Origin of the sequence: Kocuria sp. CPCC 205235 (assembly GCF_040980905.1) — a bacterium.
Classification (GTDB): domain Bacteria; phylum Actinomycetota; class Actinomycetes; order Actinomycetales; family Micrococcaceae; genus Kocuria; species Kocuria carniphila.
This window is the reverse complement of the sequence record NZ_JAVKPR010000011.1, coordinates 1-13,844: the sequence shown is the minus strand read 5'-3', so window position 1 is coordinate 13,844 and position 13,844 is coordinate 1. Positions and strand designations below refer to the sequence as shown.

Genomic DNA, 13,844 nt, shown 5'->3' with positions numbered 1-13,844 from the left:
GAAAGGTCTTCCACGATGAGAGAGCTCCAGATAATTTCAGAAGTATTCCCAGATCTGTCGTGGACTCGCACGCAACGAATCACGGACGGTTGGGACCACGTTGTGGTCATTCTGGATGGGGCGCTCGTTTTCCGCTTTCCCATAGATCCGGCCTACCTACATTCTCTTCGGACAGAAATCGACGTACTGAATTTTCTAGCGGATCGCCTCACGGCCAGAATCCCCCGATACAACTGGGTTGCACCTGATCACTCGTTCGCCGGGTACCCCCTGCTACCGGGGCGTCCGCTGACTGTCGCTGAAATTGCTTCGTTGACGCCAGAAGCCACAGTTGCGGCGTCAGACCAACTGGCCGATTTTCTGTCATCTCTGCACTCTTTGCCCATTCAGGGAACACCTCTGGGGCGGGTGCCGCCCACAGATCTCGCACAAGATCGGCAAGATGTTCTTAACTTGGTGCGCAAGCATTTGCGTCTCAAAATGACGCCGTTCGAGCTCGCGACTATTGATCGAATACTTCATGACGTTGAAGAGATTCAACCCAAGAACCACATATCGGTTCTTATTCACAATGACTTGTACAGCTCGCACTTGCTATGGGATTCCACCACGTCGCGCTTGGGAGTCATAGATTTCAGTGACATGTGTATCGGAGAGCCGGCGATGGACTTCTCCAGGCTGTTCGAGTTCGGCCCGAGCATGGTGGAAGCTGTCTACTCCAAGTACGCCGGTCCGAAAGACTCGACGTTCTTGGATCGCGCGTGGACGTACTGGGAGTGGTACAGCGTGTACTCGCTCACAGACCATTTCGAAGTCGGTAGGACCACCTGGTCGGAAGCACGCCAGTGTTTCGACCAGGTTATTCGTCCCACGGGAGAAGACCCGGTGCCTCCTGCCTGTATCGGTTCGCTTGAGGGACAAGATCCACTCAAGTCATGAAGCTGAAGGTGCGTCAAATGAACATTCCATCTACCCCGAATGACCACCCCGACCCACGAGAGTCACATGGAATAAAGATTGTTGAGTTGAAAAGGGCGGAGTTCCCGGCCGTGGTCGAGCTTGTCGCACGAGGGATGCGTGACAATCCACTCCATGTTGCGGCCTATGGAACTGATCCAGCGCGTCGCTTGGCCTGTCACGCTCGGTTGATCGGTGCGCTATTGAACACGAAACCAACCCTGCGCCTCTTTGGCGTCAAGCAGCAGGACACCCTACTCGCCGTGGCTGGGGAGGCCGCGGTGGGGACATGTCAGATGACGCCGGGACAAATACTTCGAGCAGGGCCCCAAGTAGCAATGTTGGGCCCAAGAACAGCTGTACGCGTACAAAGGTGGATCCAAAATTGGGCAAGACACGATCCCACGGAGGACCATGTCCATCTCGGCCCGGTTGCAGTGGAACCGAGTCTGCAAGGGAACGGTTTCGGATCAATAGTCGTCCGAGAGCACTGCCAACTTTTGGATCAGTCACGGCTGGTGGGTTACTTGGAGACAGACAAGTTGGTCAATGTCGATTTCTACCGCCGCCTGGGTTACGAAATCGTGGATGAGGGCCCCGTGCTCGGAGTTCCCAATTGGTTCATGCGGAGATCACCAATAGTCCCGTGAAACGAACCCGCTGAGGGTCAGCCGACCATCAACACGTTCCTCACCTCAGACTTAGCCGCTTGTCGGAGACTCCCCGGGTACGAGCCGCAGTGATCACGCTCCACAACGTGACGGCCCAGATCACGACCACCAACGCGGGGTCCGCCCACGAGGAACGTGACCAGGCGGCGTCGTCGAGAATGACTGGATCCACAATGTCCATGGTGAGGACAGCGGCGGTGAGGAACGCGGCGAAGGCGAGGGTCGCTACGAGATTCACGACTCGCATGGCCGCGGTCGATTTCCGCGCTCGAAGTTTCCATACTTCTGCAGCGGCGAAGACCACGAGGAAGCCGTAGTACACCGGTAGCCAGACGTTCCAGAGGTCAGGGTTGAGGAAGCTGCCGCCGTCATTGAGCTGGCCCGCGTAAACGAATGATGTGGGGATCACCGGGATGAGCGCGAGAAACACGATGAAAACCAATGACCCGACAGTCTCGGTGAGTCCGGGATGCGTGGTGTGTAGAAATACACCACGGCCGTGGTCACCTCGAACCTTGGACGATTCCGCTGGCACGATCCGGGCCAGTTGCTCCGGCGATAGCACTCGCTCAAGAAGTGCGAACAGTGCTGCCAAGATCGCCACGGTGAGTAGGGTCGCCATGATGGCCTTCGCCGCCGCGACCGCGATCAATTCGCCGATCACGGGTGTGGGCTCAACGGCCAGGTACACCGCGGCGTTCACCACCGCCGCAACAACCAGCGCCATGGGAAGCATCCAACGCGCGAGTCTGACGAAGGCGGGATACAGCTGAGGACCAATGAGATATTGCGGTGAATCGGAAAGTGAACTCATCACGGATCATCCCTAACGGATGCGCGGGGTCGGCCCTTTCTGAACGGAACTGACCGCTTGGTCAAATTTTAGACCTTACGGTCGAATTCGACAATGGGTGGTTCTGCTGAGCGACCGAAACAACGCCGCGAGCACCTTCATCACTCAGTGTCGAAGCAACTCACTGAACCCCGTAAACCAGCGCAATGGTTCCCAGATCGGTCTGGGCCACGGACTTCAGTTCAAGGTTTTTGGGCATTGGGAGCTCGCCGAACAGGCGCTTGCCGGCTCCCAGCAGGAGGGGATGGATGAAGAGGCGCAGCTCGTCGACCAGGTTCTCGGCCAACAACTGACGACAGAGATTCCCGCTCCCCAACACAGCGATCTCTCCGGCTTCCGTTTCCTTGAGTTCCCGTACGGCAGCGCTGAAATCGGACGACAGAACGGTTGTACCGGCCCACGCAACGTCATGAAGGGTGCGGGAGGCCACGTATTTGGGCGTCGCGTTCAGGTGAGCGGCCATCGGATTGTCGTCCGGTTGGAACGGCCAGAAGGCAGCCATTTTCTCGTAGGTCTTACGACCGAACAGATAGCTGGACGTATTGCCCAAGCCTGAGGGTGCCACGACCTGATGGATGCTCTCGGCGAACGGAGCACCCCATCCCCCGTGGGTGAAGCCACCCTCCGTGTCTTCCTGCGGAGAGCCGAGGCCTTGCATGACCCCGTCGACCGTTAGAAACTCAATTAACATCAGATTGCCCATGACAGCATCCTTTCGTCGTTGTACTTCCACGGTAGGAACGCGCCTCCCCCGTGGTATTGCATAAATCGGCACGGAAAGTAGGCGGGCATGAACGTGGACCAACCCACGATCGTCCGACATCAGGTTCCGCCCTCACTTCGCGGGGTGATTGTGGGCATCGTGGGACACGACGACGTAGCTCCCCCTGGCGGGCGTGCACGGATACAACCAGCCAGCAGCTTGTTGATTCTCGAAATCTCGCTCACTTCGCCACTGCATATCCGCCCATTGCACGCGGGTTTAGATGCCGACGTCGCTCACCGCACGTTTTTGGCGGGGCTCAGCACTGCCCCGGTGCAGACGGTATTTTTTGGCCGCCACACGTCAATTCAGATCTACCTGTCTCCGATGGGTGCTTATCAGCTGCTAGGCATTCCGGGCACCGAAACAGCGAGGATCGTGGCGTCTGCTGATGAACTGGTTCCGCAGTGGGCCCACGACTTGGCCGATAGAATGACAGACTTTACTAACTGGCCACAACGGTTCGCGGCGGTAGATCGTGAACTCGTCCGCCACGCTGGGATCGGGTTCGCTGCCGCCCCGTTGGTGACGTAGGCCTGGAATGAACTCCAGCTCTCTGGCGGGCAGGTTCGAGTGGGCGAACTCGCGCAACGCTCGGGCTGGAGCGTGCGCCATCTCGGTCAGTTATTCAAGACAGTAACCGGTGTTTCTCTCAAGGAGGTAGCACGGTTGATCCGCTTCGAACACATTCACGCGGAGCTTGGCGCCTGGCAACTCAGTGACGTCGCACAGCGTCACGGGCTATCGGATCAAAGTCATTTGTGCCGCGAGGTATTGCAGTTTTCAGGGGAAACCCCACTGTCGTTGTCCACGTCTCGGCGCCCCACGGCCTTCACCGCCCTCGGGGTGCAACCCGGTGACTTCGGATATGCGCTTAGAAACCATACGTGAGCAGAACGATTTCTGATCCAGGCAAGCGTCGAGCGTCCAGCAGGTGCGCGTTGGTTTCGGGAACCCCTTCAAACACCCGGTGGTCTCCCGCGACGATCTTGGGACCGACCATCAAATACAGGACGTCCACGAGTCCCTGGGCCATGAGTTCCGTCCAGACCGTTCGACTGCCGAAGACGAGCGCCTCGCCCTCTTGTTCTCGCAGCTCAGCAACCCGCTGAGCGAGACCCGAACGCGGAACAATGGTCGTCTGCTCGCGATAAGGCTCGGTCTCTTCCGGAGTCAGCGAATCGGAAACAACCGTGATCGGAATGCCGTCCGCATATCGTCGGGCAATGAACCGGTCGTCTTCGCCTGCGTCGGGATTGTCGACCTGATGGGGCCAGTAACTGACCATGCCACGGAAGGTGGTGGCCCCGAACAGGAGCGAGCTGGCCGCGGCCATCCGCTCGGCGTTCTGGTTGCCGAAGGCCATGTCCATGGGCATGGCCATTACGTCTCCGCCGGGTCCTTCGGTGTACCCGTCCAAGCTGACGAGGCTGCTGACGACGATCTTTCCCATGACGATTCCTCGTTGTTCTTGTGGCTGAGGCGGAGGGCCCGGGCAATCCGGACTTGGCGAATACGTTCCGCGGTGATCAGTCGCTCACGGTGATCCATGAGGGCGAGGTCGGTGGTGACGGGTGACATCATGATGTTCTGCTCAGAACAATGGATGCCCGCTCACGCGAGCATCAGCAGGATTCCGGCCCCGAGGGTCAGATCCAGAGCAGCGCACCATTCGGCCAGGGACCGCGATACGACCGCGTGGCGCCGCCAATGGACCACATCCCAGATGGCGTGGCCGATCAGCCCGACACCCACGAGTACGCGACCGCCAACAGGGTCAAGCCACAGCGCAATCAATCCCACGGCGAGAAATCCGACGGCGGCAAACGGCTGCCAGCGGTAGGCCCCAGACCGTTTCCACAGGCCTCGGATCAACCCCGCAATGATGGAGCCAACAATCACCAAGGCGAACACCCCCATTTCGAGGGCCACGTTGTCGGACAGCAATCGAAGAGCGACGACAACAACCACGAGAACTCCCAGGACCGACCAGGACCAACTGGGCTTGTCGAGGGCCGCGATGACCACATAGGCCGTGGTCGCCACCAGCAGCACCATGAGTGCGCCGAGCGCGTTGGAGTTGTCGTCGGTCACCAAGTTGAAGACCGCGAAAGCCACGCCCAACAGCAAAGGCCAGCGCCTAACAACGGTGCGTGCCAGCTGAACTGGCCAGGGCGTCGTCGGCGTATCGGAACGCCGATCGGTACGAGCGGTAACGGTATGCATGTTCATGCTTGGAGGTTAGGAGCGTGCGGACGGTGACCGGCCGGTAGCTCTTATATCCGGTCCGGAATCCTGGGATACTCGTCCTACGGCTTCGGACGGGGGAATCTGATGGCCGATCGTAAGACAGCAGTGATCACCTACGACCACACCGAACTTCTGGACGTCGCCTGCATCACCACGCCGTTGTACCTGGCCAATCTCATCGGCCGGCCCAGCAATCCGTACCAGGTGCAGGTTGTCAGTCTTCACGGGGCGCCCATCAGGTGCGATACCGGCCTGACCTTGCAAGCGCACGGCGCCGTCGAGCATCTGCTGGGCCCACTCGATACTTTGATCGTGGCCGGCGGCGTGGGGCATTTGCGCGCCGCCGACAGTGAACCGTTGCTGCGGCACGTCCGGAGGTTGGCTGATTCGAGCCGCCGGGTCGCCTCAGTGTGCACGGGTGCCACCGTTCTGGCCGCGGCCGGTCTTTTGGACGGCAAGCGAGCCACCACGCATTGGCGATTCGCCGCCGACCTGGTGCGCAAATACCCGCAGGTCACGGTGGACCCCGATCCCATCTTCATTCGCGACGGCTCAGTGGCAACCGCCGCCGGGGTCACCAGCGCGCTGGATCTGACGCTGGCCTTCATCGAGGAGGACCACGGTGTCGGTCTCGCGAGTCAGGTCGCCCGTGACCTGGTGACCTATCTGCAGCGGCCGGGCAATCAAGCACAAATGAGCATGTTCACGGCCACGTCCGGTGAGGGCAGCGAGATCGTCCACGCGGCGGTCGCCTTCATCACCACCCACCTGGACGAGGATCTGACCATCACGGCCGTCGCCGATCACGTGGGCGTGAGCCCACGGCACCTTGCGCGCCTTTTCGATGCGCACCTGGGCGATTCACCGGCGCGTTTTGTGCGCCGGATACGCAACGACGCCGCCGCGAGACTCCTCGACACCAGCGCCTTACCCATCTCCGAGATCGCACGCCGTTGCGGTTTCGGGTCCGTGGAAGCCCTGCGCCAGAGTTTCGTGAGTCAGTACGACACCTCACCCAGTGCGTATCGGGACCGTGTCGGACGACCGCTAGCCGAACACTGATGGGCCGGTTGGACATGTGCCCCAGGAATCTGGACGGACCGACTGGCTACCGCCCGGTCACCTGATTCACGGATCTAATCTTCAAACATGAGCACCCACAACAACTCCGCACCCCGTATTCTCCTGATCCCCGGAGCCTGGATGGGCGGGTGGATCTGGGAGCCCACGGTCGACCAACTCCGTGCCCAAGGGTTGGAGGCAGCGTCCCTCACTCTGGATGGCCTGGAACCCGGGGCCGTGGCTCACCATGTCGGCTCCGTTCGGCTCGAAAAACATGTCACCCAGGTCGCCAATGTGATTCTCGAATGGCCGGACCAGTCCGTGGTTCTGGTGGGCCATTCCTATTCCGGGATAGTTGTCGGCCACGTGGCTGACCGCCTGCCGGACCGCGTGATCTCGTCCATTCATTTCGACAGTTTCCTACCGGTCAACGGGCGCAGCCTGATCGACGACTGGGGTTCGGACCCGGCCGAGCGCGCCCGGGAACGATCCGACATCGAGAACGGCACCGGTTACCCCTTCCACTGGGCACCGCCGCCCCGGCAAGCGCTGGAGCTCGAACCGGGGCTCATTCCGCAGGACCGAGAGTTCCTCCTGGAACGGTTCACCCCGCACCCCGGACACACCGTGCTCGACCCCGCCCGCCTGGACCATCCCGTCACCCAGCAGAAAGCGCTGTTCGTAGCCTCTGCGGCGACCAACATCCCGGCCGTCCTGCGAACACCGGACGCGGCCACGTGGGACATCCGCATCATGGACTCCGGGCATTGGCCCATGCTAGAACGCCCCCGGGACGTCATCGAGCTGATCACCGAGCTCGTCGAGTCGCTCGACTGACCACCCGCTGCCCCTACGCTGGCCCCATGACCCATATCCGCTCCACCCGCCACCGTTTTCACGGCCACATTGCCGGAGCCGGCACCTCCGGCGGCACCCGCCTGGTCCTCGGCTGCTGGACCCGCACACCCCACGGCCCGTTCGCTGACGTCATGGTCGCCCACCCGGACGGTCGGCGTGAACTGCTCGCCCCGGACGAATGGGTCGCGGACTTCGTGGCCGGCACCTACGAGTTCGACGACGTTCGGATCCTGCCCGTACACGCCCAACGCACCGGCACCGCTCAGAACTCAATGTGGCACGTGGCTGCCGGGCCCCTCACCTGGGACTTCACCGTGGGTCCGCGGGATCTCCTGGGATATGTCCTGCGGGCCGTGCCCGCCCCGATCGGCCGGACGTTGACGTTCACTCGAGCCAGCGACGTCGTCGCCCGCCGGATCATGCCCGGCGTGCGGACGCTGGGAACCGCGGGTAACGACCGGCTCGAGTGGTACTCCGCCAGTGACCTCCACGGGTTGAGCGAGTCGACCGCAACCTGGGACGGCGCACCTCTGGGCGCCATGACGGACATGACGCCGCCACCGGACTTCGGGTTCAGCTCAACGCCACGGAAACCGAGCCTCACGGCTTTGACGAGCACTGTGCGCGTCCACGTCCGCCCTGGGAATAATCCGCAAATTCCATAAGCACCCTGCCAAATCGCAGCCGGAACCTGGTAGACAAAAGGTACTGATCCTTTTCAGTCCTAGGAGGTCTGTTTTGTCCACGAACGAGAACAACATTCCGCAGGTCCCCGGTGTCCCCGGCGTCGAACCGGCATCCGTTGAAGAACCCACGACTCCCCGCCCGCCGCTTCCCCCCAAGGCCGATCAGTCCGGCCCGGAAACGGTCACACCCACCGGCGCGAAGACCGGTGTGCCGAAGACCGCGAATGCCCAGCAGGGTGAGTACCTCACCACCGCTCACGGCGCTCGTTTGACCAACTCCGACCAGTCCTTGAAGGCCGGGGCCCGCGGCCCGATCCTGCTGCAGGATCACCACTTCCGCGAGAAGATCTCCCACTTCGACCACGAGCGCATCCCCGAGCGCGTGGTGCACGCCCGCGGTGCCGGCGCCCACGGAACGTTCCGCGGCTACGGCACAGCATCCAAGATCAGCCAGGCCGGTCTGTTCGCCAAGGACAAGGAAACTCCGGTTTTCGTGCGCTTTTCCACGGTTCTCGGCTCCCGCGGCTCGGGCGACCTGGCCCGTGACACCCGCGGTTTCGCCACCAAGTTCTACACGGACGAGGGCAACTGGGACCTGGTGGGCAACAACATGCCCGTGTTTTTCATCCAGGACGCCATTAAGTTCCCGGACGTCGTGCACGCCGCCAAACCCCAACCGGATCGCGAGATCCCGCAGGCTCAGTCCGCCCACGACACGTTCTGGGATTTCGTGTCCCTCCACACCGAGGCCCAGCACCACACGCTGTGGAACATGTCCGACCGCGGCATCCCGCGCTCCTTCCGCATGATGGAGGGCTTCGGTGTGCACACCTTCCGCCTCATCGCCGAGGGCGGGGAAACCGTGCTGGTGAAGTTCCACTGGAAGCCGCGCTTGGGCGTGCACTCCGTGACCTGGGAAGAAGCTCAGCTCATCAACGGCGCGGACCCCGATTTCCACCGCCGCGATCTGGCTGATGCCATCGAGGCCGGCGCCTTCCCGCAGTGGGAATTGGGCGTGCAGGTGTTCGAGGACAACGATGACCAGACCTTCCAGGGCATCGACCTGCTGGATCCCACCAAGATCGTGCCCGAGGAACTCGTTCCGGTGGAACCGATCGGCCTGATGACGCTGGACAAGAACCCCACGAACTACTTCGCCGAGACCGAACAGATCGCGTTCAACCCGAACAACCTGGTCCCCGGCATCGACGTCACCAACGACCCGCTGCTGCAGGGCCGCTTGTTCTCCTACCTGGACACCCAGATCACCCGTTTGGGCGGCCCCAACTGGAACCAGTTACCCATCAACCGTTCGCACGCCCCGGTCAACGACATGCTGCGCGACGGCATGCACCAGACCGCGGTGCACGGTGGCGTGGCCCCTTACCGTCCCAATTCGCTGGACGGCGGTAACCCGTTCGAGACTCCCGCGGACGCCCGCCCGTTCATTGACTACCCGCAGCCGGTGGCCGCATCCGTCAAGGAACGCAAGCGCCCGCAGTCCTTCGAGGATCACTTCAGCCACCCGCGCCTGTTCTGGCTGTCGCTGTCCGAAGTCGAACGTGAGCACACGGCGCAGGCCTACGCTTTCGAACTCGGCAAGTGCTGGGACGAGAACATTCGTGTGCGCCAGCTCCGTCACTTGGCCGCGATCGATCCGGACCTGGGTCGCAACGTGGCCACGATGCTCGGTCTGCCCGAGCCGGAGCCCACCGAAGCTCCGGCCAAGGACGTGGAGCCCTCCGCCGCGTTCACCCAGGTGGGCAAGACCTGGCCCACCGAGGGCCGTCAGATCGGCATTGTCGTGGGTCCGGACGTTGACGTGGCCGCGCTCAAGAGCCTCATCATTGCCGTGGACGAGGCGGACATGGTGCCGCTGGTCATCGCGCCCACCGGTGGCGAGGTCGGGGGCGGCGTGGTTGCCCAGCGCACCTACCTGACCGCGCGTTCCATCGAGTTCGACGCCGTTCTGGTCGCCTCCAACGCGGCCCCCGGCGACGACGCCCACCACGGTTTGGACGCCAAGGCCGCCGCAGCCGGGCCCGAAGGTCTCGACCCCCGCGTTGCCCTGCTCCTGCAGGAAGTGTGGCGTCAGGCCAAGGCACTGGGCGCATGGGGTTCGGGCAGCGATGTGCTGACCACCCTCAAGCTCGATGACAGCGTCGGCGTGGAAACGGGCAGCGACCCCGTGGAGGTCTTCAAGACCATCATGGAACTGCTCAGCCAGCACCGCGCCTGGGACCGCTTCCCGACCACGGGTCGTTTGGCCTAAACAGCCGCCTGACCTGAGCTAGTGAAGACAGTTGCCGCCTCCCTGCGCATGCAGTGGGGCGGCAACTTTCTGCCCGTGGAAGGTGACAACCGTGCGACATCCCGCGAGCGCCGTCGTCCCGTTAAGCTCCTAGTCACCCGACTGTCAGGCTGTGGAGGCACAGTGTCTGCATGTCGAATTCACAGCCCGCCGGAGAGCGGAAACTCGGAAACCTTTCGGCCAAGGACACCAGGACTCTGCGCGAGTTCATTCGGGTGCGCGGCCAGGCGTATTTGAAGGACCCCAATGTCAGTTCGATCGGGGTCGGATACAAGGTGGTGGACGGTAAGACCACCGATCAGATCGCGGTGCAGTTCACGGTGCATCGCAAACTGCCGATGGATGAGCTGGCGCGGCAAGGCACGCATGCCCTCCCGGACAGCATCGAGGTGGAACAGCTGACCGTGCCCACCGATGTGCTCGAGGTCAGCTACGTCCCGAGCTACGTGCTGGTGCCGGAGGTCGCGCCCAAGATCAGGACCCGGCGGCACGATCCGGTGGTACCGGGCGTGAGCATCAGCAATGTGACCACATCCGCGGGCACCCTGGGCGCGATCGTCTACGGCCGCGAGGACGGCACTCCTTATGCACTGAGCAACTGGCATGTGTTGCACGGTCCGGGTAGCCAGATCGGTGCGCGCACGGTTCAGCCGGGCACCTTTGACGACAACCGCGTGGGCCAAAACGCTCTGGGCGAGCTCGTGCGCTCCCACCTGGGGCCGGCCGGTGACTGCGCCATCACGTCACTCACCGATCGTCGCTTCGACCCGACCATCCTGGAGCCGGACGTGATCCCTGAGGAGATCGGCGATCCCGAGCTCGGTGACAAAGTGGTCAAATCCGGGCGCACCAGCGGCGTCACGTACGGCGTGGTCCGGCGCGTGGACGTGCTCACCAAACTCGATTACGGCGAGGGTTTCGGCGAACGGAACATCGGCGGTTTCGAGATCGGCCCCGACTCCTCCCGCGGCGAGGAGTTGGAACTGAGCGAGGGCGGCGATTCCGGCTCTGTGTGGATGTTCCGCAGCGGCAATGGTCGCACCTCCCGTGTGATGGCCGGCCTGCACTTCGCGGGTGACGCCGGCGGCGGCGCGGAATCCGCCATCGCGTGCCTCCCGGCCTCGGTCTTCGAGAAGCTCGACATCAGCCTGAGCCCCATCACGTACGAAACGGTCCGCGCGGAGGCCGCGGCCGCCCCCGGCCATGGTTTCGATTCGAGTTTCCTGGGGGACGACGTCGCTCTGCCCACCCTGAGCGCCGATCTCGCGGATGACATCGCACCGGTCAAGGACGGTAGCGAGGTCGTTCACCACACGCACTTCTCTCTGACCATGAGTGCGTCACGACGGCTGGCACGGTGGGTTGCGTGGAACATCGATGAGGAGTCACTCAAGAAGCTCTCCCGCAGCTCCATCAAATTCCAGCTGGACCCGCAGATCGATGCCGAGCACCAGATGGGCGACGAAGTGTACAAGGCCAACGACCTGGACCGCGGGCACCTCGCGCGCCGTGCGGACCTCACCTGGGGCCCGCGAGCGGAGGCGCAGCAAGCCAACGAGGACTCGTTCTACTTCACCAACATTTCCCCGCAGATCAACAGCTTCAATCAATCCTCACGCGGCGGCCTGTGGGGCCGCCTCGAGGACACCGTCTACGACCAGGTCGAAGTGGACCGACTGCGACTGAGCGTCTTCGGCGGGCCGGTGTTCCACGATGACGACCGCGAATACCGCGGCGTGCGCGTCCCTCGAGAGTTCTGGAAGGTCCTGGCCTACACGACCGACGGGCAGCTCACCACCAAGGCGTTCCTGCTGACCCAGAACTTGGACCGGTTGGAGACACTGGACCTGCAAGAGTTCAAGACTTACCAGTTGACCCTGGATGAGTTGACCGAGCGCACGGGCGTGCAGTTTGCTCCCGCGCTCACGGAGCAGCCGGCTCCCGAGGCGCTGGCGGAACCGCGGGTCGTGGAGTCCCCCAGCGACGTCGTGTGGTGACCGACGTCGTGTGGTGACCGAGCGGCGTCGTCGATTCGTCGGCACCGGGCAGGAAACCGCGCCGAACGGGCTGTGGCGCGGACCACGCACCCCGGGGCCGTCCAAGTCAAGTGATTGTCACGGTTCTACATGCGAGGACGCACTTCTCAACAAATATTGAGTGAGCTGACGTGGGGGTTTTGGATGGAGCCAACTCATCTTTTTCGCGGCAGGAGCTTCCGTGCGAACACTCATCTTGCTCGCCCTCGTGGGATTCGGGGCGCAGCTCGTGGACGGGTCCCTGGGCATGGCCTACGGCGTGACCTCATCCACGCTGCTTCTCGCCGTGGGTTTGGCTCCCGCCTCGGTCTCGGCCACGGTACACCTGGCTGAGGTGGGCACCACGCTCGCCTCGGGTGTATCGCACTGGAAGTTCGGCAACATCGACTGGCGCGTGGTCGGGTTCATGGCGGTGCCCGGCGGCATCGCAGCGTTCTTCGGGGCTCACGTGCTCACCCTTTCGGGAGCTGCCGCGGCGCCGGTGATGTCCATGGTGCTGCTAGCCCTGGGCATCTTTGTGGTGTGGCGCTTCCTGACCATCCCGGACCGTCGCCCGGACTTCAAGGGCAAGGTTCCCGGCTTCCTGTTGATCCCGCTGGCCACGGTCGCGGGCTTCATGGACGCGATCGGCGGTGGCGGTTGGGGTCCGGTGGGTACCCCCACGCTGTTGGCCTCGGGGAAGATCGCTCCGCGCAAGGTCATCGGCTCTATCGATACGTCCGAGTTCGTGGTGAGCCTGGGCGCGTCCGCGGGCTTCCTGTTGGCACTGGGTAGCCAGGGCATTGATTTCGGTTTCGTGATCGCACTGCTGATCGGGGGAGTGCTGGCCGCGCCGATCGCCGCGTATCTCGTGCGCCTGCTCGCCCCGCGCATTCTGGCGATCGCCGCGGGCGGCCTGATCATCTTCACGAACGTTCGCACGCTCTTGGGGCTCGACGCCGTGCAGTCCGTCCTCCCCGGGGCCGGCGCCGATTACTCGATCCTGGGTGCGCTGGCCGCACTGTGGATCGCCGGCATGGTGTGGGTGGTTCGCCGCGAGCTGGCCGACCGCAAGGCCGAGCGCTCCCCCGACGAGCCGGAGAAGGTGCTGGTCAACCAGTAAGGCCAACGACGCCGCTCGGCTGAGAGGGAACCACGCTTCCCTCGGCCAGTCGCGGCTGTATGAGGGCCACGCCTCTGAGCCATCTTTCTTGCTGGCTCGGCAAGAAAGATTGCTACTTCCGTGTGGTTGGGGCCTGATGGAAGTCCACAGGCAATCCATCAAGGAGTCGTCATCATGCGCATCAACACCAGTAGATTGGCTCAGGCAGTCGCAGTAGGCATTGGGGCTCTTCAACTTTGAGCGTGGTGCTGGGTGTTCACGCCGCGATCGGTCGGGGCGCATAGCCAATGATGCG

At 62.8% G+C, this 13,844-nt stretch carries 14 protein-coding genes; 10 read left to right on the top strand and 4 right to left on the bottom strand.

What is annotated here, in order from left to right; all coding sequences use genetic code 11:
* The first annotated feature begins 15 nt into the window (after nt 1–15).
* Complete coding sequence (locus RF638_RS09160; protein WP_368841829.1) at nt 16–939, top strand: phosphotransferase family protein; 924 nt, start codon at nt 16–18, stop codon at nt 937–939.
* Nucleotides 936–1,607: a GNAT family N-acetyltransferase gene (locus RF638_RS09155; protein ID WP_368841828.1), complete on the top strand. Its 672-nt coding sequence runs from the start codon at nt 936–938 to the stop codon at nt 1,605–1,607. Before RF638_RS09160 ends, RF638_RS09155 begins: the two co-directional genes overlap by 4 nt.
* 40 nt (nt 1,608–1,647) lie before the next feature.
* Here RF638_RS09155 and RF638_RS09150 read toward each other — a convergent pair whose 3' ends face one another.
* Both RF638_RS09150 and RF638_RS09145 read right to left on the bottom strand, forming a co-directional pair.
* A complete protein-coding gene (locus RF638_RS09150) occupies nt 1,648–2,442 on the bottom strand; it encodes a hypothetical protein (protein WP_368841827.1) in 795 nt (264 codons plus the stop codon).
* 160 nt (nt 2,443–2,602) lie between these two features.
* Complete coding sequence (locus RF638_RS09145) at nt 2,603–3,184, bottom strand: dihydrofolate reductase family protein (protein WP_315277625.1); 582 nt, start codon at nt 3,182–3,184, stop codon at nt 2,603–2,605.
* Nucleotides 3,185–3,271: 87 nt separating this feature from the next.
* Here RF638_RS09145 and RF638_RS09140 point away from each other — a divergent pair, with 87 nt between their 5' ends.
* Both RF638_RS09140 and RF638_RS09135 read left to right on the top strand, forming a co-directional pair.
* Complete coding sequence (locus tag RF638_RS09140; protein WP_368841825.1) at nt 3,272–3,778, top strand: hypothetical protein; 507 nt, start codon at nt 3,272–3,274, stop codon at nt 3,776–3,778.
* A gap of 39 nt (nt 3,779–3,817) precedes the next feature.
* Complete coding sequence (locus RF638_RS09135; protein ID WP_368841824.1) at nt 3,818–4,135, top strand: helix-turn-helix domain-containing protein; 318 nt, start codon at nt 3,818–3,820, stop codon at nt 4,133–4,135.
* Here RF638_RS09135 and RF638_RS09130 read toward each other — a convergent pair.
* Nucleotides 4,119–4,697 (bottom strand): dihydrofolate reductase family protein, encoded by a 579-nt coding sequence (locus RF638_RS09130; protein ID WP_368841823.1) that lies wholly within the window; start codon nt 4,695–4,697, stop codon nt 4,119–4,121. The genes RF638_RS09135 and RF638_RS09130 overlap by 17 nt on opposite strands.
* Before the next feature lie 161 nt (nt 4,698–4,858).
* On the bottom strand, nt 4,859–5,476 hold the full coding sequence (locus RF638_RS09125; protein ID WP_143469933.1) for a hypothetical protein: 618 nt from the start codon (nt 5,474–5,476) through the stop codon (nt 4,859–4,861).
* A 102-nt stretch (nt 5,477–5,578) separates the two neighbouring features.
* On the opposite strand from RF638_RS09125, the gene RF638_RS09120 reads away from it, so the two are divergent.
* From RF638_RS09120 to RF638_RS09095, 6 genes are all read left to right on the top strand, one after another.
* Nucleotides 5,579–6,556, top strand: a complete 978-nt coding sequence (locus tag RF638_RS09120; RefSeq protein WP_259915820.1) for a GlxA family transcriptional regulator — start codon at nt 5,579–5,581, stop codon at nt 6,554–6,556.
* An 87-nt stretch (nt 6,557–6,643) separates the two neighbouring features.
* Nucleotides 6,644–7,393, top strand: coding sequence for an alpha/beta fold hydrolase (locus RF638_RS09115; RefSeq protein ID WP_095797066.1), 750 nt, complete (start codon nt 6,644–6,646; stop codon nt 7,391–7,393).
* A gap of 26 nt (nt 7,394–7,419) precedes the next feature.
* Nucleotides 7,420–8,079 (top strand): hypothetical protein, encoded by a 660-nt coding sequence (locus tag RF638_RS09110; protein WP_368841822.1) that lies wholly within the window; start codon nt 7,420–7,422, stop codon nt 8,077–8,079.
* Nucleotides 8,080–8,152: 73 nt separating this feature from the next.
* Complete coding sequence (locus RF638_RS09105) at nt 8,153–10,372, top strand: catalase (protein WP_368841821.1); 2,220 nt, start codon at nt 8,153–8,155, stop codon at nt 10,370–10,372.
* 170 nt (nt 10,373–10,542) lie between these two features.
* Nucleotides 10,543–12,408, top strand: a complete 1,866-nt coding sequence (locus tag RF638_RS09100; RefSeq protein WP_368841820.1) for a DNA/RNA non-specific endonuclease — start codon at nt 10,543–10,545, stop codon at nt 12,406–12,408.
* Between the two features lie 220 nt (nt 12,409–12,628).
* A complete protein-coding gene (locus RF638_RS09095) occupies nt 12,629–13,549 on the top strand; it encodes a sulfite exporter TauE/SafE family protein (RefSeq protein WP_095797071.1) in 921 nt (306 codons plus the stop codon).
* The last annotated feature ends 295 nt before the right edge of the window (nt 13,550–13,844 follow it).

What these genes read in the sequence shown, in the direction of transcription:
- RF638_RS09130 (WP_368841823.1), bottom strand. Translation starts at nt 4,697, where the DNA reads ATGGGAAAGATCGTCGTCAGCAGCCTCGTCAGCTTGGACGGGTACACC.
- RF638_RS09160 (WP_368841829.1), top strand. Translation starts at nt 16, where the DNA reads ATGAGAGAGCTCCAGATAATTTCAGAAGTATTCCCAGATCTGTCGTGG.
- RF638_RS09100 (WP_368841820.1), top strand. Translation starts at nt 10,543, where the DNA reads ATGTCGAATTCACAGCCCGCCGGAGAGCGGAAACTCGGAAACCTTTCG.
- RF638_RS09140 (WP_368841825.1), top strand. Translation starts at nt 3,272, where the DNA reads ATGAACGTGGACCAACCCACGATCGTCCGACATCAGGTTCCGCCCTCA.
- RF638_RS09115 (WP_095797066.1), top strand. Translation starts at nt 6,644, where the DNA reads ATGAGCACCCACAACAACTCCGCACCCCGTATTCTCCTGATCCCCGGA.
- RF638_RS09145 (WP_315277625.1), bottom strand. Translation starts at nt 3,184, where the DNA reads ATGGGCAATCTGATGTTAATTGAGTTTCTAACGGTCGACGGGGTCATG.
- RF638_RS09150 (WP_368841827.1), bottom strand. Translation starts at nt 2,442, where the DNA reads ATGAGTTCACTTTCCGATTCACCGCAATATCTCATTGGTCCTCAGCTG.
- RF638_RS09110 (WP_368841822.1), top strand. Translation starts at nt 7,420, where the DNA reads ATGACCCATATCCGCTCCACCCGCCACCGTTTTCACGGCCACATTGCC.
- RF638_RS09155 (WP_368841828.1), top strand. Translation starts at nt 936, where the DNA reads ATGAAGCTGAAGGTGCGTCAAATGAACATTCCATCTACCCCGAATGAC.
- RF638_RS09125 (WP_143469933.1), bottom strand. Translation starts at nt 5,476, where the DNA reads ATGAACATGCATACCGTTACCGCTCGTACCGATCGGCGTTCCGATACG.
- RF638_RS09120 (WP_259915820.1), top strand. Translation starts at nt 5,579, where the DNA reads ATGGCCGATCGTAAGACAGCAGTGATCACCTACGACCACACCGAACTT.